Raw genomic sequence first — 21630 nt, 5'->3', positions numbered from 1 at the left:
GGGGCTTCTGAACAGGACGTAAGGTGCCGCTGAAGTGTCAGAGGATCTGCCGCTGCTCTTTGGCCACGTCTTTCAGGTGTGGTCGTACAGCAAGTCCCACCGAAAGCTCGTCCTGCGAGGCCGTCCCGGTCAGGAATATGACGAGTTCGTGGACGTGGTCTTCAACGATGTGCTCGGTATGAAGATTGCGTCCAGCTATCCGCAGCTTTCCGTCGCCATCGCCGCCGATGTCAGTGAGATGGATGAATTCTTGGACATGCCTGAACGCTACGATCGCGGGTTTGTGAACCTCGAGGTCTCGGACGGAACCCGTAGGGGGTTCGTCGTGTGCAAGAGCGTCGTGGTCCACCGCGGCACCGGCTGGTACGGGCAGGAGAACTCTTCCGGCGACCCGTGTTCCTGAATCGCGGTGGCCCCACAGGTTTCGTTCCGGTAGGGCCGCCGCCTGTTTGACGGTCCGCGGCCCGCTCAGTCAGTTCACAATGCCGCGCTCCTTGTGCTCCGTGGGGATCTTGGCGCAGTCCATCGAGTAGCGCATGTCGCCAGGTTCTCCAAGGGCAGGTCGCTGTGCGTGACCACCGACGGCGGCATCGTCGCCCTCGCGACCTTCCAGGGCCAGTCGCCCAGCACCAGCGCCAGCCGCTGCGTCACCCTGGACATCACCGTCCGGCGCGACGCCGTACCTGCGACGGACAGCTAGGGCCTCCGGGCCAGCAGGAACGCCCGCGCGCGGGTCTCCTCCCCGTCCGGCTCCCGGAGCACCGTCGCCACCACCTCCAGGCCCGCCCCCGTGAGCAGCGCCGTGACCTGCTCCGGGGTGCGCCAGTAGTAGTCCAGGTCGATCTGATGGCCGAAGCGTTCCGCCAGATGGAGGTGGCCGGATTCCGGGCCGGACTGGAAGCCGAGCAGGACCGGCCCGCCGGGGGCCAGGGTGCGGTGGAACTCGGCGAAGGCGGTCGGGAGGTGATCGTCGGGGACGTGGATGGTGGAGTAGAGGGCGAGGATGCCGCCCAGGGTCGCGTCGGGCAGGTCGAGGGACGTCATCGAGCCCACGTGGAAGCGGAGTTGGGGGTGTGCCTCGCGGGCCAGGGTCACCATGGCGGGGGAGACGTCCACCCCGAACGCGGGGACGCCCAGGTCGTGCAGTCGGGCGGTGACGTAGCCGGGGCCGCTGCCGAGGTCGGCCACGGGGGCCGGGCCGTTCGCCGTGACCAGCTCGGCGAAGGCGGTGACCAGCTGGCGGTCCAGGGGGTGGAACAGGCCGTCCGGGAAGCGGGACGCGTAGTCCTTGGCGATCGTGTCGTAGGAGGAGCGGGTGTTCCGCAGGAAGGGTGCCGTCGAGTCGCTCACGGGGGCGGAGCCTACCGGCCGGGTGAGGGTCCGTTCCGTGGACTTGTAGAGCGGGACCAGGGCGCGGCGTGGTATCCGTGGAAGGAGGAAACAGAGGTCTTACCCACCAGAGTCCGCCGCCATGCGTCCGCCGGTCTGATTTTCTTCACCTAACGGGCTGAACTTTTGTTGATCGAGGGTCAGTTGACCGGTTGGGCGTCCTACCCTTCAGAGGGTGAACCAATTGATGTCCCTAGAGTCCGAGACCGATCTCCCCGGGGATGTTCTCCCGGGCGCACTCAGCGAGTCCCTGCACGCCGAACTCGTAGAGTTCCGCCGCGACTTGCACATGCACCCGGAGCTGGGCAACCAGGAGTTCCGTACGACCGCCGCGATCAAGGAGCGGCTGGAGCGGGCCGGGCTGCGCCCCCGTGTGCTCGCCACCGGAACCGGGCTCATCTGTGACATCGGGCTCCCGGAGGGACATCAGCTCGCCGAGGGAGAGCGGCCCGCCATCCCGCTGCTCGCCCTGCGGGCCGACATCGACGCCCTGCCCATCCCGGACACCAAGGCCGACTGCCCGTACCGGTCCACGGTGCCCGACCGCGCCCACGCCTGCGGCCACGACGTGCACACCTCGGTCGTGCTCGGCGCCGGGCTCGTCCTCGCCGACCTGCACGCGAAGGGGCTGCTGCCGCGCCCGGTGCGGCTGCTCTTCCAGCCCGCCGAGGAGGTCATGCCCGGCGGCGCCCTCGGCGCCATCGCGGACGGGGTGCTCGACGGGGTCGGCCGGATCCTCGCCGTGCACTGCGACCCCAAGGTCGACGTCGGCCGGATCGGGCTCCGGCACGGGGCCATCACCAGCGCCTGCGACCGGCTGGAGGTCGCCCTGAACGGGCCTGGCGGGCACACCGCCCGCCCCCACCTGACCACCGACCTGGTCACCGCCGCCGCCCGCGTGGCCATCGACGTGCCCGCGCTGATCGCCCGGCGCGTCGACACCCGCAGCGGCCTCGCCCTGACCTGGGGCCGGATCGAGTCGGGCCACGCCCCGAACGTCATCCCGCAGCACGCCGAGCTGTCCGGCACCGTCCGCTGCCTGGACCTGGACGCCTGGCGCGACGCACCCGACGTCGTGCACGCGGCCATCGACGAGGTCGCCACCCTGCACCGCGCCAAGTCGGAGATCACCTACGTGCGGGGCGTGCCGCCGGTCGTCAACGACCGGGAGTCCACCGAGCTGCTGCGCAGGGCCATGGTCGCCCGGCGCGGCCTGCGGTCCGTCGAGAGCACCGAGCAGAGCCTCGGCGGCGAGGACTTCTCCTGGTACCTGGAGCAGGTGCCCGGCGCCCTGGCCCGTCTCGGCGTCCGCACCCCGGGCGACCGCGTCTCCCGTGACCTGCACCAGGGCGACTTCGACGCCGACGAGCGCGCCATCACGGTCGGCGTGGAGATGTTCACGGCCGCCGTGCTGCTCGAGGGCCTGTAGGCCACCCGGAGGAGGGAGGGGCACCCGATCGGTGCCTCTTCGTCCTCTTGTGTCACCCCGGCGTAACCGGCGGCGCACGGCTGTAACCCGGAGTCGGCACGAATCGATAACGGCCGGGAGAAACCCCGTTCCCCTCCCCTTCTACGCGCGTTACTGTGCGCCGAAATCGCCACCACTGGCGGCACATTGGGGACAGCGGCCCGTGACGGCGCCGTGGGGATGAAGGAGTGCTTGCTGTGCGTCTGCTCTCTCGGAAGTTCTCCCGGAGAACGAGGTTCTCCCAAGCTGCGGTGACCGTCGCGGTCGTCGCCCTCGCGGCTGCCGGATGCGGCAAGTCCAGCACCGAGTCCACCGACACGACCTCCAAGGACGGCAAGTACTCCGCCAAGGGCATCGGCCTCGCCTACGACATCGGCGGCAAGGGCGACCAGTCCTTCAACGACGCCGCCTACGCCGGCTTCAAGAAGGCCCAGGACGATTTCAAGATCGGCGGCCGGGACATCGAGCCGCAGGCCAACGAGTCCGACGCGGACAAGGTGCAGCGTCTGGAGACCCTGGCCAAGGCGGGCTACAACCCGGTCATCGGCGTCGGCTTCGCCTACGCGCCGGCCGTGAAGCAGGTCGCCACGAAGTTCCCGAAGGTCACCTTCGGCATCATCGACGACAACACCATCCAGGCGAAGAACGTCGCCGACATGGTCTTCCACGAGGAGCAGTCCTCGTACCTCGCCGGTGTCGCGGCCGCCAAGGCCACCAAGAAGAACCACATCGGCTTCATCGGTGGCGTGGACATTCCGCTGATCCACAAGTTCGAGGCCGGCTTCGACCAGGGCGCCAAGTCCGTCAACCCGAAGATCAAGATCGAGTCGCAGTACCTGACCCAGACGGCTCAGGAGGGCGGGTTCTCCAGCCCCGACAAGGGCGAGAACGCGGCCAACGGCCAGATCGACGCCGGCGCCGACGTCATCTACCACGCGGCCGGTCTCTCCGGTCAGGGCGTGATCAAGTCCGCGGCCGAGCACAAGGTGTGGGCCATCGGCGTGGACTCCGACCAGTACACGCAGAGCGCGCTCGCCAAGTACAAGGACTACATCCTCGGCTCGGCCCTGAAGAACGTCGGCGGCGCGGTCTACGACCTCGCCAAGTCGGTCTACGAGGGCAAGCCGCTGTCCGGCGACGTCCGCGGCGACCTGAAGTCCGGCGGCGTCGGCTTCGCCGACTCCAACCCGAAGTACAAGGCGCTGAAGGACGTGGTCGCGGCCGTGGACAAGGCCAAGCAGGACATCATCGACGGCAAGATCACGGTCGACACCAAGTGATCTGACCGCCGCTCCGGCGCCCGCCCGAGCGCCGTCGCGCCCGTACGCCCCTTGCCTCCCGCAAGGGGCGTACTGCTGTCCGTAACCTTGACAGTGACAGTGGCCACAGCTCGATAACGGACCGGACATTGGGGGTTTTCCGTCTGGTCTACGCGCGTTACGCTGCGGCGGAACCAGCGCCTGGTTTGGGCGCTTGCACAAAGGAGTCACGTTCCATGCGCCGGGTGTCCCGTATCACGATTGCAGGCGTTGCGACCGCAGCGCTCGCCGTCACCGTCTCTGCTTGTGGCAGCTCTTCGACCTCCTCCTCTTCCTCCTCCGAGGGCAAGTCCAAGGGCATCGGCCTGGCGTACGACGTCGGCGGCAAGGGTGACCAGTCCTTCAACGACGCCGCCTACGCGGGCTTCGAGAAGGCGCAGAAGGACTTCGGCGTCGGCGGCCGGGACGTCGAGCCGACGGACAACGAGTCGGACGCGGACAAGACCCAGCGCCTGATCACCCTGGCCAAGGCGGGCTACAACCCGGTCATCGGTGTCGGCTTCGCCTACGCGGGTGCCGTCAAGGAGGCCGCGCAGAAGTTCCCGAAGGTCACCTTCGGCATCATCGACGACAACCAGACCCAGGCGAACAACGTCGCCGACATGGTCTTCCACGAGGAGCAGTCCTCGTACCTCGCCGGTGTCGCGGCCGCCAAGGCGACCAAGAAGAACCACATCGGCTTCATCGGTGGCGTGGACGTCCCGCTGATCCACAAGTTCGAGGCGGGTTACGAGCAGGGCGCCAAGTCCGTCAACCCGAAGATCAAGATCGAGTCGCAGTACCTGACCCAGACGGCTCAGGAGGGTGGCTTCTCCAGCCCCGACAAGGGCGAGAACGCGGCCAACGGCCAGATCGACGCGGGCGCCGACGTGGTCTACGCGGCCGCCGGCCTCTCCGGCCAGGGCGTGATCAAGTCCGCCGCCGAGCACAAGGTGTGGGCCATCGGCGTCGACTCCGACCAGTACAAGCAGCAGGCGCTGGCCAAGTACAAGGCCTACATCCTGACCTCGGCCCTGAAGAACGTCGAGGGCGCGGTCTACGACCTCTCCAAGTCCGTGATCAAGGACAAGAAGCCGCTCTCGGGTGAGATCCGCGGCTCGCTGGACAACGGTGGTGTCGGCCTGTCCGACTCCAACCCGACCTTCAAGAACAACGCCGACATGCAGGCCGCGATCAAGAAGGCCGAGCAGGGCATCAAGGACGGCACCATCAAGGTGAAGACCTCCTGACGATCTAGGTCAGAAGCCTTGGCCAACAGAACGCTGTAATGGCAGCGTTACGGCCACGGAACGGGGTGCGGAGAGGATGACCTGCCCGCACCCCGTTCGCGCGGCAGAATGCTCGGAACGGATCGGGTTCTTGATCGGACAATTTTCGATCAAGGCCGATCAGGTCCGGGCACTATTTAAAGCAGGGGCGCTACGCGCGTAGAGCGACCCCTTTCCCGAGGAGAGTGCGCCATCGACGCGTCCAGCAGCCCTCCGCTCACCGCTCAGTCGACAGTCGCGGTAGAGCTCGCGGGCATCACCAAGCGATTTCCGGGTGTCGTGGCCAACCACGACATCCACCTGACGGTCCGCAAGGGCACCGTCCACGCGCTCGTCGGCGAGAACGGCGCCGGCAAGTCGACGCTGATGAAGATCCTCTACGGCATGCAGAAGCCGGACGAGGGCACCATCCAGATCGACGGCGAGCAGGTGAGCTTCTCCAGCCCCGCCGACGCCATCGCCCGCGGCATCGGCATGGTCCACCAGCACTTCATGCTGGCCGACAACCTGACCGTGCTGGAGAACGTGGTGCTCGGCAGCGAGAAGCTGCACGGCATCGGCGGTGGCGCCCGCAAGAAGATCAAGGAGATCTCCGACCGCTACGGCCTGGGCATCCGCCCGGACGTGCTGGTCGAGGACCTCGGTGTGGCCGACCGTCAGCGCGTGGAGATCCTCAAGGTCCTCTTCCGCGGCGCCCGCACCCTGATCCTCGACGAGCCGACCGCGGTGCTCGTCCCGCAGGAGGTCGACGCACTCTTCGACAACCTGCGCGAGCTGAAGTCCGAGGGCCTGTCGGTCATCTTCATCTCCCACAAGCTGGGCGAGGTGCTCTCCGTCGCCGACGACATCACCGTCATCCGGCGCGGTACGACGGTCGGGACCGCGATCCCCTCCCAGACCACCCCGCGCCAGCTGGCCGAGCTGATGGTCGGCAGCGAGCTGCCCACCCCGGAGACCGCCGAGTCCACCGTGACCGACCGGTCCGTGCTGGAGGTCAGGAACCTCACCGTCTACGCCCGCGGCGCCGTCTCCATGGGAACGGAGGAGGAGCCCTCCGCCGAGGGCCTCACCGAGTTCGCGCCCGCCGGCGCGGTCAAGAAGGTCCTCGACGACGTCTCCTTCACCATCCACGCCGGCGAGGTCATGGGCATCGCCGGTGTCGAGGGCAACGGTCAGACAGAGCTGATCGACGCGCTGATCGGCACCAAGCACGCCGACTCCGGCTCGATCGTCTTCCTGGGCGAGGACATCACCCCCTGGCCCACCCGCAAGCGCCGTGAGTCCGGCGTCGGATACATCCCCGAGGACCGCCACCGCCAGGGCCTGCTGCTGGAGTCCCCGCTCTGGGAGAACCGCATCCTCGGCCACGTCACCGAGAAGCCCAACGCCAAGGGCTTCTGGCTCAACCCCAAGGGCGCCCAGGCCGACACCCGCCGGATCGTCGAGGAGTACGACGTCCGCACCCCCGGCATCGACGTCACCGCGGCCTCCCTGTCCGGCGGCAACCAGCAGAAGCTGATCGTCGGCCGCGAGATGAGCCATGACCCCAAGTTCCTGATCGCCGCCCACCCGACCCGTGGTGTGGACGTCGGTGCCCAGGCGCAGATCTGGGACCGCATCCGCGAGGCCCGCCGCGAGGGCCTGGCCGTGCTGCTGATCTCCGCCGACCTGGACGAGCTGATCGGCCTCTCCGACACCCTGCGCGTCATCTACGACGGCAGGCTGGTCGCCGACGCCGACCCGGCCTCCATCACGCCGGAGGAGCTGGGCTCCGCCATGACGGGTGCCGCGTCCGGTCACCTGGAGCACGAAGAGACCGCCCCCGAGGGCGACGACAACGCCGGTCCGGAGGACGAGGCCCGATGAAGAAGTTCGACAAGGAGCGGGTGCTCGTCGCGGTGGCCGGCCCGGTCATCGCGCTCGTCCTGGCGATCGTGCTGACCTCCGTGGTCCTGCTCGCCTCGGGCAAGAACCCGATCGAGCCGTACACCCTGATGCTCCAGCAGCTGCCGTACTCGGACATCCAGGTGCTGATCATCAACCAGGCGTCGCTGTACTACATCGCCGCCATCGCGGTCGCCCTCGGCTTCCGTATGAACCTGTTCAACATCGGCGTCGACGGCCAGTACCGCCTCGCCGCGGTGATGACCGCCGTCGTCGGCGCGCACGTGGCCCTGCCCAGCGTGCTGCAGGTCCCGCTGCTGCTGATCGTCGCCATGGCCACCGGCGCCTTCTGGGCCGGTATCGCCGGTGTCCTCAAGGTCACCCGGGGCGTCAGCGAGGTCGTCGCGACGATCATGCTGAACTCGATCGCCACCGCCGTCATCGGCTACGTCACCCTCACCGACGTGTGGGGCGTGCAGGTCGGCGACAACGTGACGACCGGTGTCATGAAGAAGTCCGGCTGGTTCCCGGGCATCAACCTCGGCTCGGACGTCGGCGAGATCTACGGCCTGGTCTTCCTCGCCGTCCTCCTTGGCATCGGCTACTGGGTCGTCCTCAACCGCACCCGCTTCGGCTTCGACCTGCGCGCCACCGGCGCCTCGGAGACCGCCGCCGCGGCCTCCGGCGTCGACGCCAAGCGCATGGTGCTGACCGCGATGCTGATCTCCGGCGCCATCGCCGGCCTGTCCGGTCTGCCGCTGCTGCTCGGCGACACCCACACCTACAGCCTGAGCTTCCCGGCCGGCCTCGGCTTCACCGCCATCGGCATCGCCCTGCTCGGCCGCAACAACCCCGGCGGCATCGCGCTCGCCGCCCTGCTGTGGGCCTTCCTCGACAAGGCCTCGCCCGCCCTCGACTACGCGACCCCCGTGGCGTACGACAAGGAGATCGCCACGATCATGCAGGGCCTGATCGTCTTCGCGGTCGTCATCTCGTACGCGGCCGTACAGCAGTGGGCCCTGCGCCGCCAGCAGCGCCGGGTCGGCGCCGAGCTGGCCGCGGCCGCCGCCCAGAACACCAACAAGGAGGTGGCTGCCTGATGTCCACCGCGACCATCGCCAAGCCGCAGGCCAAGCAGCCCGGCAAGGGCGGCCGCCGTATGTCGCTCCCGGTACTCCTGCTGGTCATCGCGGGTGTGCTGGTGCTGACCTCGATCGTCCGCATCATCACCGGCGCGGACGGCATCACCTCGGTCGGGCAGATGTCCACCGCGCTGCAGCTCGCGGTGCCGATCGGCCTCGCGGGCCTCGGCGGCTTGTGGGCCGAGCGCGCGGGCGTCGTCAACATCGGCCTCGAGGGCATGATGATCCTCGGCACCTGGTTCGGTGCCTGGGCCGGCTACCAGTGGGGCCCGTGGACCGGTGTCGTCTTCGGCATCATCGGCGGCGCGCTCGGCGCCGTCCTGCACGCCATCGCCACGGTCACGTTCAACGTCAACCACATCGTCTCCGGTGTGGCGCTGAACATCCTGGCCCTCGGCACCACCCGCTACCTCTCGAAGTTCACCTTCGCCAACGCCCCGCAGGGCTCCACCAAGCAGTCCCCGCCGATCGACTCCCTCGGCGAGTTCAGCATCCCGGGCCTGTCGGACTGGCTGAACACGCTCAACGAGAAGCACTGGTTCCTGGTCTCCGACATCGCCGGCCTGCTCGGCGGTCTGGTCACCGACCTGTCGCCGCTGACCGTGATCGCGGTCGCCATGGTCCCGCTGACCTGGTGGGTGCTGTGGCGGACCTCCTTCGGTCTGCGCCTGCGCTCCTGCGGTGAGAACCCGGTGGCGGCCGAGTCCCTCGGCGTCAACGTGTACAAGTACAAGTACATCGCCGTGATCATCTCCGGCGGCTTCGCCGGCCTCGGCGGCGCGTTCCTGTCCATCGTCGCCTCGAACGTGTACCTCGACGGCCAGACGGCCGGCCGCGGCTACATCGGTCTCGCCGCGATGATCTTCGGCAACTGGATGCCGGGCGGCCTGGCCCTCGGCGCCGGCCTGTTCGGCTACACCGACAGCCTCAACCTGCGCGGCGGCACGGTGAACGTCCACGCGCTGATCCTGCTGCTGGCGATCCTGCTGGTGTTCGGCGCCGCCTACCAGGCGTGGAAGAAGAAGTACGTCCCCGCCGTCATCACGGCCGTCATCGCGGCCCTGATGTTCCTCTGGTACGTCTCCACCAACGAGGTCCCGCGCCAGCTGGTGACGGCGACCCCGTACATCGTCACGCTGCTCGTCCTCTCGCTGTCCGCGCAGAAGCTGCGCATGCCGAAGGCGGACGGCCTGCCGTACCGGAAGGGACAGGGCAAGTGACCAGCCCCGTCACCGAGTTCGACTGGGAGGCCCTGCGGGCCGAGGCGCGGGAGGCCATGTCCCACGCCTACGCCCCCTACTCGGGCTTCCCGGTCGGCGTGGCGGCGCTGGTCGACGACGGGCGCACGGTCACCGGCTGCAACGTCGAGAACGCCTCGTACGGCCTCGGCCTGTGCGCCGAGTGCGGTCTGGTCTCGCAGCTGCAGCGCACCGGGGGCGGCCGCCTCACGCACTTCACCTGCGTGGACGGCACGGGCGGGCTGCTCGTCCCGTGCGGCCGCTGCCGTCAGCTGCTCTACGAGTTCGGCGGCCCCGACCTGCTCCTGGACACCCCCGCGGGCATCCTCCCGCTCTCCGAGATGCTGCCCCAGGCCTTCGGCCCGGACCATCTCACCAAGTAACTCCCGTACGGCCCCCCTGACCTGCGCAGGGGGGCCGTGCACTTCGCACCTCCGGAAGGAAAGCCATGGCCATGGACGCCATCTCCGTCATCCGCACCAAGCGGGACCGCGGCGAGCTGACCGACGAGCAGATCGACTGGGTCATCGACGCGTACACCCGCGGCGAGGTCGCCGACTACCAGATGGCCGCCCTCAACATGGCGATCCTGCTCAACGGCATGAACCGCCGTGAGATCTCCCGCTGGACCGCGGCCATGATCGCCTCCGGCGAGCGCATGGACTTCTCCTCGCTGTCCCGCCCGACGGCGGACAAGCACTCCACGGGCGGCGTCGGCGACAAGATCACGCTCCCGCTCGCGCCCCTCGTCGCGGCCTGCGGAGCGGCCGTCCCCCAGCTCTCGGGCCGCGGCCTCGGCCACACCGGCGGCACCCTGGACAAGCTGGAGTCGATCCCGGGCTGGCGCGCACTGCTCTCCAACGAGGAGATGCTGCACGTCCTCGACACCACCGGCGCGGTCATCTGCGCGGCGGGCGACGGCCTGGCCCCCGCCGACAAGAAGCTGTACGCCCTGCGTGACGTCACCGGCACGGTCGAGGCGATCCCCCTGATCGCCTCGTCCATCATGTCGAAGAAGATCGCCGAAGGCACCGGTTCTCTGGTCCTGGACGTGAAGGTCGGCTCGGGCGCCTTCATGAAGACGATCGAGGACGCGCGGGAGCTGGCGTCCACCATGGTGGGCCTCGGCACCGACCACGGCGTGAAGACCGTCGCCCTCCTGACCGACATGTCCACCCCCCTCGGCCTCACCGCGGGCAACGCCCTGGAGGTCCGCGAGTCGGTCGAGGTCCTGGCGGGCGGCGGCCCGGCGGACGTCGTGGAGCTGACGATCGCCCTGGCCCGGGAGATGCTGGACGCCGCCGGCGTGAAGGACGCGGACCCGGCCAAGGCCCTGGCCGACGGCTCGGCGATGGACGTCTGGCGCCGCATGATCGCGGCCCAGGGCGGCGACCCGGACGCTGCGCTCCCCACGTCGAAGGAACAGCACGTCATCAAGGCGCCGTCGTCCGGCGTCCTGACCCGCCTCGACGCCTACGACATCGGCGTCGGCGCCTGGCGACTGGGCGCGGGCCGCGCCCGCAAGGAGGACCCGGTGCAGGCGGGGGCGGGCATCGAGATGCACGCCAAGCCGGGCGACACGGTGACCGAGGGCCAGCCCCTGCTGACCCTGCACACGGACACCCCGGAGCGCTTCGAGTACGCGCTGCAGGCGGTCGAGGGCTCGTACGACATCGCGGCGGAGGGGAAGGACTTCACGGCGTCGCCCGTCGTGCTGGAACGTATCGCCTGACCAGGGGATCTATCTTTCGGGTGAACGGGATCGGTGGACCTCCGCCGGTCCCGTTCGGCATGCTGGGATCGGTGACGCACCGATAGGAGACCGCCATGAGCGCACTCACCGTGAGCCAGGACCCCGACCAGAACTGGGACGACCTCGTCCGGTACTGGGAGGAGATGGAATGGCCCGAGGGCAGCAAGGTGGAGATCATCGAGGGGATCATCACCGTGTCACCTTCTCCCGCGTTCCGCCACAACGTCATCGCGGAACGCATCCAGCGTCGCCTCTACTCCGTGATCCCCGATGACTGGGGGATCTTCCAGACGCTGTCGATCGCCGTACCGTCACGCCTGGGCATGCTCATCCCGGACCTGCTGGTGACGCCGGTGCAGGAGCGCCCGGAGACGGACTCCTACATCCCCGCAGCCCTCGCCGAACTCGTCGTCGAGGTGACGTCCAAGTCCAACGCCCGACACGACCGGGTCAGCAAGGCCGCCGCCTACGCGACCGCGGGCATTCCGCTCTACCTTCTCGTCGACTCCTGGGCGCCCGGCGGCCCCACCGCGACCCTCTACGGAGAGCCGAAGGGCGAGGTCTACCGGACCCTGAGCGCCGTGAAGTTCGGCGATCCCATCAAGCTGCCGGAGCCGTTCGACGTCACGATCGACACCGGCGAGTTCCCCGTCGACTGACCCTCACCCCAGAACCGCCGCCACCCCCACCAACACCGGCACCGAAACCACCGTCGACAGCAGGATCGACTCCCGGGCCAGGGCCTCGGCCACCCGATAGCGGCTGGCGTACGTGAACAGGTTCTGCGCGGCCGGAAGGGCCGAGGTCACCACCACGTCCAGCAGCGGCGCGCCATGCAGCCCGAAGACGCCACTCGCCACCACCCACGCCACCGCCGGTTGCCCCACCGACTTCAACGCCACCGACAGCAGGACCAGTTGACGGTCCCGCCCCCGGCCAGGGGCCGCGCTGCCGTGCAGGGACATGCCGAAGGCCAGCAGGGCCGCCGGGACGGACATGTTGCCGATCAGGGTGAGGGGATCCATGACCGGGCCGGGGATCGTCCAGCCCGCCGCCGAGACCAGGACACCCGACAACGAGCCGACCGCTATCGGGTTGCGCAACGGGGTCAGCAGGCGGCGCCACACCGTGCCCTTCTCGCCCATGCCCGACAGGTCCAGGATCGTCAGCGCGACCGGGGTCACCAGCACGACCTGGAACAGCAGCACCGGTGCCACCAGGGACGCGTCGCCCAGGACGTACGCCGCGATCGGGATGCCGAGGTTGCCCGAGTTGACGTAGCCGGAGCACAGGGCGCCGATGGTGGTGCGGCCCACGCCCCAGCGGCGTAGCGCGCCGACCGCCACGAAGACCCCGGAGACCGCGGCTGTGCTCAGGGCCGTCACCAGGAGCCGGGCCGAGAACAGCACCGACAGGTCGGCCCTGGCCAAGGTCGTGAAGAGGAGCGCCGGGCCCGCCACGCTGAAGGCCAGCCGCGTCAGCACCTCGCCGCCCCGCTCGCCGAGCGAGCCGCGCCGCCCGAGCACATAGCCCACCCCGATGACGACCGCGATCACCGCGAACCCGCTCAGCACCCCCTGCACGGAGCCCACCCTCCGGCGGAGCGGGGGAGCGGGTCAATGTGATCTACGCCCGGGGTGCGGGCTACCGCGATGAGTTACGGCCGCCCCGCAGGTCTACCGCACGTGGACGCGAAGACACCCGCTGTGCTCGTGCTGGCCGGCCCCGTCACCAGGGACGAGGTGCCGGGGCTGTGTGACGACGTGCGCGAGCTGCTGGAGGCCACCGGGGCCGCAGTCGTCGTGTGTGACGTGGGTGGGCTCGGGCCTCCGGGGCTCGGGACCGTCGAGCTGCTGGCGCGGCTGGAGCTGGCCGCCCGCCGGGCGGGCGGGCGGATACGGCTGCGCGACCCCGACCCCGCGCTACACGCCCTCCTCGATCTGGTCGGGCTCCGCTTCCAGATGGAGGGGCAGGCCGAAGAGAGGGAACCACCGCTGGGTGTCGAGGAAGAAGTGGAACCCGGTCAGCCGGCCGTCTGAAATCTCCAGGACCTGGATCGACCACGGGGTGAAGCCGCCCGCCTCCGGGTCCGGCTTGTACTGGGCGAAGCCGGGCAGCCCGTTGACCTGCACGGGCAGCAGACGGGAGCCGGCGCAGGCGGCGCCCAGGGTGGTCATGAAGCCGGTGATGTCGTCGTGGCCGGTCAGCCACAGGTCGAACGGCGGCATCGTCATGACGGCGTCCTCGTGCAGCAACGCCGTGAGCGCCGTCATGTCGTAGCCCTCGAAGGCCTTCACATAGCGCTCCAGGAGCTTCTGCTGCTCCTCGTCGAGCGGGTCGGAGACCGCCGCGTCGGCGCCCGCCTGCTCCCGCTCGGCGAGCGTCGCCCTGGCCCGCTGCAGCGCGCTGTTGACCGAGGCGACCGAGGTGTCCAGCAGCTCGGCGACCTCGCTCGCCTTCCAGGCCAGCACCTCGCGCAGGATCAGCACCGCCCGCTGCTTGGGCGGCAGCTGCTGCAGGGCCGCCATGAACGCCAGTCGGATCGACTCCTTGGCGACGGCCGCCTCCGCCGGGTCCTCGACCGTCGGCAGCACGCGCGCGTCCGGCACCGGCTCCAGCCAGGTGTTGTCCGGACGAGGGGCGAGGGCCGCCTGCGCGAGGGGCGTCGAGTCGGTGAGGTCCATGGGGCGGGCCCGCTTGTTCCCGGCCGTCAGCATGTCCAGGCACACGTTCGTCGCGATCCGGTACAGCCACGAGCGCAGACTCGAACGGCCCTCGAACTTGTCGTAGCTCCGCCAGGCCCGCACCAGGGTGTCCTGCACCGCGTCCTCGGCCTCGAAGGAGGAGCCGAGCATGCGGTAGCAGTACCCGGTCAGCTCGGTCCGGTGCTTCTCCAGTGCGACGTCCAGGTCCACCGTCGCCGTGCTGTCGCCCATCGTCCACCCACCCCTGTGGCTTCTGTTCACGCGCCTTCGCGCCCCAGCACTCCGGAAGCTACCGCAGCCCACTGACAATGGCCCCCCGAGCGCGCAAAGGCCCAGCTCAGACCAGTTGCTTCACGGACATGAGCAGATGCTGATGCCCACCGTCGCCCAACAGCACCCGCTGACCCGACCCCAGCAGCTCCAGCCGCAGCGCGGGCCCCTCGAAGGAGTTCAGCGCGTCGACCAGGTACGCCGGGTTGAAGGCCACGGCGACCTCCCCGGCTCCGCGCAGCACGGCCGGCAGCCGCTGCGCCGCCACGTCGTCCCCGAAACCGGCCCGCACCATCACGGACCCGTCCTCGCCGGAGAACTCCAGCCGCACCGGACTGTTCGCCTCCGCCACCACCGCCACCCTCCGCACCGCCTCCGCCAGCGCCCCGCACTCCACCTCGGCGACCGCCGCCCCCGCCAGCTCGAACAGCGAGCCGTACCCCGGCAGCCGCCCTTCAAGCCGCCGCAGGACCGTCCGCGTCCGCCCGCCCTCGAACCCGACCACGCCCCCGCCGGCCCCCTCGGCCGGATCGAGCCCGATGCTCACGGTCCCGCAGCGGGCCAGCGACCGTGCCAGCTCCAGCAGCCGCCGCGCGGGCAGCAGCGCCTCCGCCGCCGCCCAGGCCGGTCCCGCCTCCGGCTTCCACTCCAGCCGCCGCACGGCATACCGGTACCGGTCGGACGCCGACAGGACCATCTCCTCGCCGTCGAGCCGCAGTTGGATCCCGGTGAGCACCGGCAGCGTGTCGTCCCGGCCCGCCGCCACGGCCACCTGTCCGACGGCCGTCGCGAACGCGGCCGCGTCCACACCGCCGTACACCGGGGGCGCCTCGGGAAGCGCCGGATACTCCTCGTAGGGCAGTGTCGACAGCCCGAACCGGGCGCCGCCCGCCTCCACTGTGAACCGCGAGCCCTCCAGCACACAGCTCACCGGCCCCTCCGGCAACACCCGGCAGATGTCCAGCAGCCTGCGCCCCAGGACCAGCACCCGCCCCTCGGTCACCGTTTCGGCGTCCGTCTCGACCCGCGCGGCCGTCTCGAAGTCGAACCCCGACACCGCCAGTCGCCCCGCCCCGGCCGTCAGCGACAGGCCGCCCAGCACCGGTACGGGTGTCCGCGCCGGCAACGCCCGTGCCGCCCACGAGACCGCCTCGTTGAGATCCGCGCGTGCGATCCGGAACTCCATACGGCAATCCCCCTGCTCATCCGTCCAGTTGACCCGCGGAAGGTATCCGCGGCCACTGACAACGGGCTGTGAGCAGGGGGAATGCGAGGACCGAAGGTCAGTGCGCCGCCGCCACCGGCGTCCGCCGGGCCGCCACCCGGGCCGCCCGGGAGCCGAGGACCGTGATCGTCACGACGCCCAGGACCGCGAGGATGCCCACGGTGACCGTGCCGCCCCAGCCGCCCGCGTGGAAGGCCATCGCGCCGATCGTGCTGCCGGCGCTGGAGCCGACGTAGTACGCGGACTGGTAGAGGGCCGAGGCCTGGGCGCGGCCGTGGGTGGCCGTCTTGCTGACCGCCGAGGAGGCGACCGCGTGGCCCGCGAAGAAGCCCGCGGTGATCAGGACCAGGCCCAGCAGGACCAGGGGGAGGGAGTCGGCCAGGGAGAGGAGCAGGCCCGTCGCCGTCGTACCGCCCGCCAGGTACAGCGCGCCCCGGCGGCCGAGGCGGCCCACCAGGCGGCCCGCGGTCGACGCCGACACCGTACCCACCAGGTACACCAGGAAGATCGAGCCGACGATGCCCTGGGGGAGGGAGAAGGGGGCCTCGGTCAGGCGGTAGCCGATCACCGTGTACACACCGCCGAACACTGTCATGAACAGCGCGCCGATCGCGTACAGGCGGCGCAGCAGCGGGTCGGAGAGGTGGTCGCGGACCGTGCCGAGCAGGACGCGGGGGCGCAGCGAGCCGGCCTTGAAGTGCCGCGGCGCCGGCAGCAGCAGCCGGAACGCCACCGCGCAGGCCACCGCGATCGCGCCGATCACCCCGACGGCCACCCGCCAGCCCCACTCCTGCGCGACCCAGCCGGTGATCACCCGGCCGCTCATTCCGCCGACGCTGTTGCCCGCCACGAACAGCCCGATCGCCGTGACCAGCGCCTTCGGCCGGACCTCCTCGGCGAGGTACGCCGTCGCCGAGGCCGGAAGACCTGCCAGCGCCGCGCCCTGCACCGCCCGCAGCACCACCAGGGCCCCGATGGAGGGCGCGAAGGGCACCAGCAGACCAACGCCCACCGCGACCGCCAGCGAGGCCGTCATCACCGTACGGCGGCCGAAGCGCTCCGACAGGGCGCTCATCGGCAGCACGAACAGCGCCAGACCGCCGGTCGCGGCCGCCACCGTCCAGCTCGCCTCGCTCGCCGCGACCCCGAACTCCCCGGAGATCAGCGGCAGCAGGGCCTGCGTGGAGTAGAGGAGGGCGAAGGTGGCGACTCCGGCGAGGAAGAGGGCGAAGCTCATCCGGCGGTAGCCGGGGCCGCCCGGCGCCATGCGGGAGTCGGACGCGGAGTCGGAGGAACGGACGGGCTGGGCGGCGTCCACGCTGGTGGACGCCCCGGTACTGGCGGGAGACATGCCTCGAAGCTACGTACGAGCCCGCTCATCCGTCCAATGCATGGATTGGCCATAATCGTTCCCATGGCGCATCAGCAAAGCTCACAGGCTCGTCTGTCACCGTCCAGTGACACAGAAGACATGGCGCTGTTGCTGGCGCCCCGCCTCGCGTACTTCGCCGGCGTCGCCCGCACCGAGCACGTCACCCGGGCCGCCCACGAGATGAACGTCCCCCAGTCGACCCTCTCGCGCGCGATGGCCCGCCTGGAGCAGGACCTGGGCGTCGACCTGTTCGCCCGCCACGGCCGTACGGTCTCCCTCACCACCGCCGGCCGCACCTTCCTCGCCTCCGTCGAACGTGCCCTCGCCGAGGTCGAGCGCGCCGCCGAGGAGGTCCGCGCCGACGCCGACCCGGCCACCGGCAAGGTCGCCTTCGGCTTCCTGCACACCATGGGCGCCGAGACCGTACCCGGCCTGCTGCACGCCTTCCGCGCCGACCACCCGCGCATCCGGTTCAGTCTCGTCCAGAACTACGGCGAGGCCATGCTGGAGCGGCTGCGCGCGGGAGAGCTGGACCTCTGCCTCACCTCTCCGGTCCCCGACGCCCCCGACCTCGTGGCCCGCCGCCTGGACGAACAGAAGCTGCGTCTCGTCGTCCCGGCCGACCACCGCCTGGCCGCCCGCCGCCGCATCCGCCTGGCCGAGGCCGCCGACGAAACCTTCGTCACCCTGGAACCGGGTTACGGCCTGCGCCGCATCACCGACGACCTGTGCACCCAGGCGGGCTTCCGCCCCAGGGTGGCCTTCGAGGGCGAGGAGGCGGAAACCCTGCGGGGCCTGGTGGCGGCGGGCCTGGGCGTCGCCCTCCTGCCTCCCCCGACCGTCCCGAGACCGGGCGTCGTGGAACTGACGGTGACGGCCCCCAAGGCGGCCCGCGAAATCGGCGTCGCCTGGCTGGCCGACCGCCCGGACACACCCCCCGTGGCCGCCTTCAAGAAGTTCTTGCTTTCCAGAAGAGGGAATCTGCTTCCCACCTAAGGGGCGCGGGGAACTGCGCGACGAGCCACAACGCACCGGCACCCCGACAACCACCGACACCCCTACGGCGCTACCGCCTCAACGACCTACCGAACCCCGCAGCCAACGGCATCCTCAAACCGATAGGCGGCGGAGCAGCAAGCGCATCCTCCACGGGCCGAGACACCGAACACCCGAACAACGCCCCCATCACGAAGTCCACCGCAAGCGACAGCACTTCATCCCGGTGCTGATGCAACCCATGACCGTCGGAGTGCACTTCGAACCGGCACACGTCCCGGTTCACCTTCTTCGCCCGAGCCGCCAGCCGGAACGACAGCTCGGGATCGGTCCGTTCGTCGTTCGTGCCGTGCACGATCAGCACCTGCCGCCCCACCAGCTGCTTCACCGGCTCGGCGGCCGCGGCCACGTCCTCCTCCGGCAGCCAGGGGGCAAGCGCGATCACCGAGTTCACCGCCTCGTGCCCGCCCGCCCGCAGCGCAGCCCGCCCGCCCATGTCGAGTCCGACCAGACACACGGGAACGTCCCCGTACCGCCGTACGACCTCATCCGCGGCCCACTCCGCGTCCCCCGCGAGATGCGCCTCGCTGCCGTTCCAGCCCCGGTAGCGGTAGTGGACGGTATGGACAGCCAGCCCCTCCGTGCGGCCCGCGCGGGCGAACCTGCGGCCGAGGGAGCGGACGAAGGCCGTCGCCTGGATGAGCGACGGCCTGCGGGCGGAGACCTCCTCGCCCCCGGGGAGCAGCAGCACCGCTCCGCTCACTGTCGTCGGCTCCGGGCCGACTGCCTTTGCCAGCCTGGCCGTTCGGACCGGCGTCGCTTGCTGTCCCATGACAGAACAGTGTCAGAAGGCTCGGTGTACGAAACCCGTCCGTGCGGTCACCGTTAAATATCGACGGAAAAGTACATGCCGTACAGCGGCTCTCTACGCGCGTAGGCGTTACAGTGCGGCAATGACGAGCCAGACTGCACCGACTGGGACCGTCCCGACGCACGTCCCGACGCCGGACCAGATCCGCCGGGCCCCCAAGGTTCTGCTGCACGATCATCTCGACGGCGGGCTCCGCCCCGGAACCGTCGTCGAACTCGCCCAGGAGGCGGGCTACTCCCAGCTCCCCGAGACCGACCCCGACAAGCTGGGCATCTGGTTCCGCGAAGCGGCCGATTCCGGCTCGTTGGAACGGTATCTGGAGACCTTCTCGCACACCGTCGGTGTGATGCAGACCCGGGAGGCGCTTGTCCGCGTCGCCCGGGAGTGCGCCGAGGACCTCGCCGAGGACGGGGTCGTCTACGCGGAGGTGCGGTACGCGCCCGAGCAGCACCTTGAGGGCGGGCTGACCCTCGAAGAGGTCGTCGAGGCGGTCAACGAGGGCTTCCGGCAGGGCGAGCGGCTCGCCCGGCAGAACGGCCACCGCATCCGGGTCGGCGCCCTGCTGACCGCCATGCGGCACGCGGCCCGCGCCCTGGAGATCGCCGAACTCGCCAACCGCTACCGGGATCTGGGTGTGGTCGGCTTCGACATCGCCGGCGCCGAGGCCGGCTACCCGCCCACCCGGCACCTGGACGCGTTCGAGTACCTCAAGCGCGAGAACAACCACTTCACCATCCACGCCGGTGAGGCCTTCGGGCTGCCGTCCATCTGGCAGGCGCTGCAGTGGTGCGGTGCCGACCGGCTCGGGCACGGGGTGCGGATCATCGACGACATCGAGGTCCGCGAGGACGGCTCGGTGCGGCTCGGGCGGCTGGCGTCGTACGTCCGTGACAAGCGCATCCCGCTGGAGATGTGCCCCAGCTCCAACCTGCAGACCGGGGCGGCCTCTTCCTATGCCGAGCACCCGATCGGGCTGCTGCGGCGGCTGCACTTCCGGGCGACGGTCAACACCGACAACCGGCTGATGTCGCACACCAGCATGAGCCGGGAATTCGAGCATCTCGTCGAGGCGTTCGGTTATACGCTCGACGACCTGGCATGGTTCTCCGTCAATGCGATGAAATCAGCGTTCATTCCTTTCGATGAACGACTCGCGATGATCAATGACGTGGTCAAGCCTGGATATGCAGAGCTGAAGTCCGAGTGGTTGTTCCAGCAGACCGCCTCCATCAGGGGTTCTTCCGGATCCGAGGGGTAGCGGCGGGGCGACCGGCGGCTCGGAATGCGGACGGGCTTTCACAAGCCGTCCGCATTTCGGTGTTTGCGGCGGGCGGTCCGGCATGTTTACGGTCGTGGACCGCTCAGATCGTTTGTGATCTCCCGTCTCCGCATTCAAGGACGCATTCACCATGAAGCAGTCTGCTGCCAAGACCCTCGGTGTCGCCGCCCTCGGTGCCGCTTTCGCCGCCGTCGGCGCGGGCGCCGCCAACGCGGCCCCGGCCGTCCCGGACGCGACGCAGGCCCTGGACACCGTCACCAAGACGCTGCCCGCCGAGAACGTCGGCAAGGCGCTGCCGGGCGCCGGTGAGGCGCTCGCTCAGGGGCAGGGTGCCCTCGGTGCCGGCCTGGCCGCCGCGCAGCCGACCGTCGAGAGGGTCCTCGCCGACGGGCCCACCGCGCCGGTCGCCGGGCTGCTCGGCGGACTGCCGGTGCAGGGCCTGCCCACGCACGGCGTGCCGGTGAACGGCATCCCGCTCGGCTGACACCGCCACGCGTACGACGCCGCTGGGGCGCCCCGGAGCAGTCCGGAGCGCCCCAGTGGCGTTCGCGTGCCCGGACTCACCAGGCGGTGGCCTTGGCCTTGTCCTCCGCCGGCAGCAGGATCCACAGCGCTATGTAGAGCAGGAACTGGGGGCCGGGGAGCAGACAGGACAGCAGGAAGATCACCCGCATCGTCGTCGCGGAGGTGCCGAAGCGCCGTGCCAGCGCGGCACACACTCCGCCGATCATGCGGCCGTGGGTGGGACGGGCGAGGCTGGACATCTGCGGCTCCTCGGTGAGCGTCGGGTGAGGCTCTCCGGTCGATCGCCTCAACTGTCTTCCACACTACGGAGACGAACGGGACGAAGAGTCGCTCTACGGGGCGATCCCGACCCTGGGAATCGTCGGGGTCCGACCCTGAGGGACGTCCTCCTGGACGGTGACCTGCTCCGCCTCGCGGGGTCCGCGCTCGCCCCGGCGCCGCAGCCAGGCCCGGCCCGCGGGCACCACCGCCAGGTGGGCCAGGATCACTCCCACGGTGTTCAGCAGCAGCGAGTCGACGTCCACGACCCTGCCGGGCACCCCCGTCTGCAGCAGGGCGATGCCCAGCGAGATCAGGGCGCCCGTGGCCGTCGTACGGACCAGGGAGGTGAGCGGGGAGACGCCGAGGCGGCCGGCCATCGGCAGCAGCACGCCCAGCGGCGCGAGCAGGGCCAGCCCCTCGCCGAGGGGTCTGGCGGCCTCGGGCCAGCCCAGCGCCAGGTCGGCCCGGATGCCGGCCAGCGGGCGCAGGTTGGCGGGCATCACCCAGGGGACGTCCAGGGGACGCAGCATCAGCCAGGCGACGAGCCCGAGGTGTGCGACGAGGAGGACACCCCCTGTCACACGGATGCGGATCGCGGCGCTGCCGCCGATGGAGCCTTGACGCTGCACGACCCCCTAGACGCACCCCTGTGCACGATCGGTTCC

23 protein-coding genes are annotated in these 21630 nt (G+C 70.1%); 15 read left to right on the top strand and 8 right to left on the bottom strand.

Annotated features, from left to right (window positions below; genetic code table 11):
• Positions 1–34 precede the first annotated feature (34 nt).
• Together CRP49_RS08035 and CRP49_RS47755 are read left to right on the top strand one after the other, a co-directional pair.
• The gene (locus CRP49_RS08035) at positions 35–403 is read left to right on the top strand and encodes a hypothetical protein (RefSeq protein ID WP_097252783.1); all 369 of its coding nucleotides are present in this window, start codon (positions 35–37) and stop codon (positions 401–403) included.
• Between the two features lie 168 nt (positions 404–571).
• Positions 572–700, top strand: coding sequence for a hypothetical protein (locus CRP49_RS47755; protein WP_257033334.1), 129 nt, complete (start codon positions 572–574; stop codon positions 698–700).
• On the opposite strand, the gene CRP49_RS08030 is transcribed toward CRP49_RS47755, so the two are convergent.
• Positions 697–1350: a class I SAM-dependent methyltransferase gene (locus tag CRP49_RS08030; protein WP_097252782.1), complete on the bottom strand. Its 654-nt coding sequence runs from the start codon at positions 1348–1350 to the stop codon at positions 697–699. The genes CRP49_RS47755 and CRP49_RS08030 overlap by 4 nt on opposite strands.
• Positions 1351–1576: 226 nt before the next feature.
• Here CRP49_RS08030 and CRP49_RS08025 point away from each other — a divergent pair, with 226 nt between their 5' ends.
• The 9 genes from CRP49_RS08025 to CRP49_RS07985 all read left to right on the top strand — a co-directional run bounded on the left by CRP49_RS08025 (position 1577) and on the right by CRP49_RS07985 (position 12120).
• On the top strand, positions 1577–2818 hold the full coding sequence (locus CRP49_RS08025) for an amidohydrolase (RefSeq protein ID WP_097252781.1): 1242 nt from the start codon (positions 1577–1579) through the stop codon (positions 2816–2818).
• A 290-nt stretch (positions 2819–3108) separates the two neighbouring features.
• Positions 3109–4137, top strand: coding sequence for a BMP family protein (locus tag CRP49_RS08020; protein WP_097252780.1), 1029 nt, complete (start codon positions 3109–3111; stop codon positions 4135–4137).
• A gap of 215 nt (positions 4138–4352) precedes the next feature.
• Positions 4353–5405 (top strand): BMP family protein, encoded by a 1053-nt coding sequence (locus CRP49_RS08015; protein ID WP_097252779.1) that lies wholly within the window; start codon positions 4353–4355, stop codon positions 5403–5405.
• Between the two features lie 231 nt (positions 5406–5636).
• The gene (locus tag CRP49_RS08010) at positions 5637–7310 is read left to right on the top strand and encodes an ABC transporter ATP-binding protein (RefSeq protein ID WP_097252778.1); all 1674 of its coding nucleotides are present in this window, start codon (positions 5637–5639) and stop codon (positions 7308–7310) included.
• Positions 7307–8428, top strand: coding sequence for an ABC transporter permease (locus CRP49_RS08005; RefSeq protein ID WP_094215343.1), 1122 nt, complete (start codon positions 7307–7309; stop codon positions 8426–8428). The genes CRP49_RS08010 and CRP49_RS08005 overlap by 4 nt, the downstream gene beginning before the upstream one ends.
• Positions 8428–9690, top strand: a complete 1263-nt coding sequence (locus tag CRP49_RS08000) for an ABC transporter permease (RefSeq protein ID WP_097252777.1) — start codon at positions 8428–8430, stop codon at positions 9688–9690. Before CRP49_RS08005 ends, CRP49_RS08000 begins: the two co-directional genes overlap by 1 nt.
• Entirely contained in the window at positions 9687–10091 is a 405-nt protein-coding gene (locus CRP49_RS07995; RefSeq protein ID WP_094215341.1) for a cytidine deaminase, read from the top strand. The genes CRP49_RS08000 and CRP49_RS07995 overlap by 4 nt, the downstream gene beginning before the upstream one ends.
• A 65-nt stretch (positions 10092–10156) precedes the next feature.
• Entirely contained in the window at positions 10157–11440 is a 1284-nt protein-coding gene (locus CRP49_RS07990) for a thymidine phosphorylase (RefSeq protein ID WP_097252776.1), read from the top strand.
• A gap of 95 nt (positions 11441–11535) precedes the next feature.
• Positions 11536–12120: a Uma2 family endonuclease gene (locus CRP49_RS07985; RefSeq protein WP_097252775.1), complete on the top strand. Its 585-nt coding sequence runs from the start codon at positions 11536–11538 to the stop codon at positions 12118–12120.
• Between the two features lie 3 nt (positions 12121–12123).
• Here the strand turns inward: CRP49_RS07985 and CRP49_RS07980 are convergent, their stop codons facing one another.
• On the bottom strand, positions 12124–13044 hold the full coding sequence (locus tag CRP49_RS07980) for an AEC family transporter (RefSeq protein ID WP_097257247.1): 921 nt from the start codon (positions 13042–13044) through the stop codon (positions 12124–12126).
• A gap of 69 nt (positions 13045–13113) precedes the next feature.
• Between CRP49_RS07980 and CRP49_RS07975 the strand changes: the two genes are divergently transcribed.
• Positions 13114–13500: an STAS domain-containing protein gene (locus tag CRP49_RS07975; protein ID WP_116130572.1), complete on the top strand. Its 387-nt coding sequence runs from the start codon at positions 13114–13116 to the stop codon at positions 13498–13500.
• Here CRP49_RS07975 and CRP49_RS07970 read toward each other — a convergent pair.
• From CRP49_RS07970 to CRP49_RS07960, 3 genes are all read right to left on the bottom strand, one after another.
• Positions 13384–14397: a sigma-70 family RNA polymerase sigma factor gene (locus CRP49_RS07970; protein WP_097252774.1), complete on the bottom strand. Its 1014-nt coding sequence runs from the start codon at positions 14395–14397 to the stop codon at positions 13384–13386. The genes CRP49_RS07975 and CRP49_RS07970 overlap by 117 nt on opposite strands.
• Before the next feature lie 106 nt (positions 14398–14503).
• Complete coding sequence (dnaN, locus tag CRP49_RS07965; protein ID WP_097252773.1) at positions 14504–15622, bottom strand: DNA polymerase III subunit beta; 1119 nt, start codon at positions 15620–15622, stop codon at positions 14504–14506.
• 97 nt (positions 15623–15719) lie between these two features.
• Positions 15720–17012, bottom strand: coding sequence for an MFS transporter (locus CRP49_RS07960; RefSeq protein WP_097252772.1), 1293 nt, complete (start codon positions 17010–17012; stop codon positions 15720–15722).
• Between the two features lie 63 nt (positions 17013–17075).
• On the opposite strand from CRP49_RS07960, the gene CRP49_RS07955 reads away from it, so the two are divergent.
• Positions 17076–18029, top strand: a complete 954-nt coding sequence (locus CRP49_RS07955) for a LysR family transcriptional regulator (protein ID WP_097252771.1) — start codon at positions 17076–17078, stop codon at positions 18027–18029.
• 70 nt (positions 18030–18099) lie between these two features.
• Here CRP49_RS07955 and CRP49_RS07950 read toward each other — a convergent pair whose 3' ends face one another.
• Complete coding sequence (locus CRP49_RS07950) at positions 18100–18861, bottom strand: alpha/beta hydrolase (RefSeq protein ID WP_097252770.1); 762 nt, start codon at positions 18859–18861, stop codon at positions 18100–18102.
• Between the two features lie 121 nt (positions 18862–18982).
• On the opposite strand from CRP49_RS07950, the gene CRP49_RS07945 reads away from it, so the two are divergent.
• Together CRP49_RS07945 and CRP49_RS07940 are read left to right on the top strand one after the other, a co-directional pair.
• Positions 18983–20158 (top strand): adenosine deaminase, encoded by a 1176-nt coding sequence (locus CRP49_RS07945; RefSeq protein WP_097252769.1) that lies wholly within the window; start codon positions 18983–18985, stop codon positions 20156–20158.
• A 151-nt stretch (positions 20159–20309) separates the two neighbouring features.
• Positions 20310–20663 carry an ATP-binding protein gene (locus CRP49_RS07940; RefSeq protein ID WP_097252768.1) on the top strand — a complete coding sequence of 118 codons (354 nt, stop codon included), beginning with the start codon at positions 20310–20312 and terminating at the stop codon, positions 20661–20663.
• Between the two features lie 76 nt (positions 20664–20739).
• Here CRP49_RS07940 and CRP49_RS07935 read toward each other — a convergent pair whose 3' ends face one another.
• Together CRP49_RS07935 and CRP49_RS07930 are read right to left on the bottom strand one after the other, a co-directional pair.
• The gene (locus tag CRP49_RS07935) at positions 20740–20943 is read right to left on the bottom strand and encodes a PspC domain-containing protein (protein ID WP_094215332.1); all 204 of its coding nucleotides are present in this window, start codon (positions 20941–20943) and stop codon (positions 20740–20742) included.
• Between the two features lie 93 nt (positions 20944–21036).
• Positions 21037–21594 (bottom strand): VanZ family protein, encoded by a 558-nt coding sequence (locus tag CRP49_RS07930; protein WP_097252767.1) that lies wholly within the window; start codon positions 21592–21594, stop codon positions 21037–21039.
• Positions 21595–21630 lie beyond the last annotated feature (36 nt).

The sequence above is a fragment of the Streptomyces sp. Ag109_G2-15 genome, from assembly GCF_900215565.1.
GTDB classification, from domain to species: Bacteria; Actinomycetota; Actinomycetes; order Streptomycetales; family Streptomycetaceae; genus Streptomyces; species Streptomyces diastatochromogenes.
Note: the sequence above shows the minus strand (reverse complement) of the source record. Positions and strands in the feature narration are given on the sequence as shown.

Coding starts and splice junctions, on each gene's coding strand:
- CRP49_RS07955 (WP_097252771.1), top strand. CDS start 17,076: ATGGCGCATCAGCAAAGCTCACAGGCTCGTCTGTCACCGTCCAGTGAC.
- CRP49_RS07945 (WP_097252769.1), top strand. CDS start 18,983: ATGACGAGCCAGACTGCACCGACTGGGACCGTCCCGACGCACGTCCCG.
- CRP49_RS07935 (WP_094215332.1), bottom strand. CDS start 20,943: ATGTCCAGCCTCGCCCGTCCCACCCACGGCCGCATGATCGGCGGAGTG.
- CRP49_RS07985 (WP_097252775.1), top strand. CDS start 11,536: ATGAGCGCACTCACCGTGAGCCAGGACCCCGACCAGAACTGGGACGAC.
- CRP49_RS07960 (WP_097252772.1), bottom strand. CDS start 17,012: ATGTCTCCCGCCAGTACCGGGGCGTCCACCAGCGTGGACGCCGCCCAG.
- CRP49_RS07940 (WP_097252768.1), top strand. CDS start 20,310: ATGAAGCAGTCTGCTGCCAAGACCCTCGGTGTCGCCGCCCTCGGTGCC.
- CRP49_RS08005 (WP_094215343.1), top strand. CDS start 7,307: ATGAAGAAGTTCGACAAGGAGCGGGTGCTCGTCGCGGTGGCCGGCCCG.
- CRP49_RS08015 (WP_097252779.1), top strand. CDS start 4,353: ATGCGCCGGGTGTCCCGTATCACGATTGCAGGCGTTGCGACCGCAGCG.
- CRP49_RS08000 (WP_097252777.1), top strand. CDS start 8,428: ATGTCCACCGCGACCATCGCCAAGCCGCAGGCCAAGCAGCCCGGCAAG.
- CRP49_RS07970 (WP_097252774.1), bottom strand. CDS start 14,397: ATGGGCGACAGCACGGCGACGGTGGACCTGGACGTCGCACTGGAGAAG.
- dnaN (WP_097252773.1), bottom strand. CDS start 15,622: ATGGAGTTCCGGATCGCACGCGCGGATCTCAACGAGGCGGTCTCGTGG.
- CRP49_RS08025 (WP_097252781.1), top strand. CDS start 1,577: ATGTCCCTAGAGTCCGAGACCGATCTCCCCGGGGATGTTCTCCCGGGC.
- CRP49_RS07990 (WP_097252776.1), top strand. CDS start 10,157: ATGGCCATGGACGCCATCTCCGTCATCCGCACCAAGCGGGACCGCGGC.
- CRP49_RS07950 (WP_097252770.1), bottom strand. CDS start 18,861: ATGGGACAGCAAGCGACGCCGGTCCGAACGGCCAGGCTGGCAAAGGCA.
- CRP49_RS07975 (WP_116130572.1), top strand. CDS start 13,114: ATGAGTTACGGCCGCCCCGCAGGTCTACCGCACGTGGACGCGAAGACA.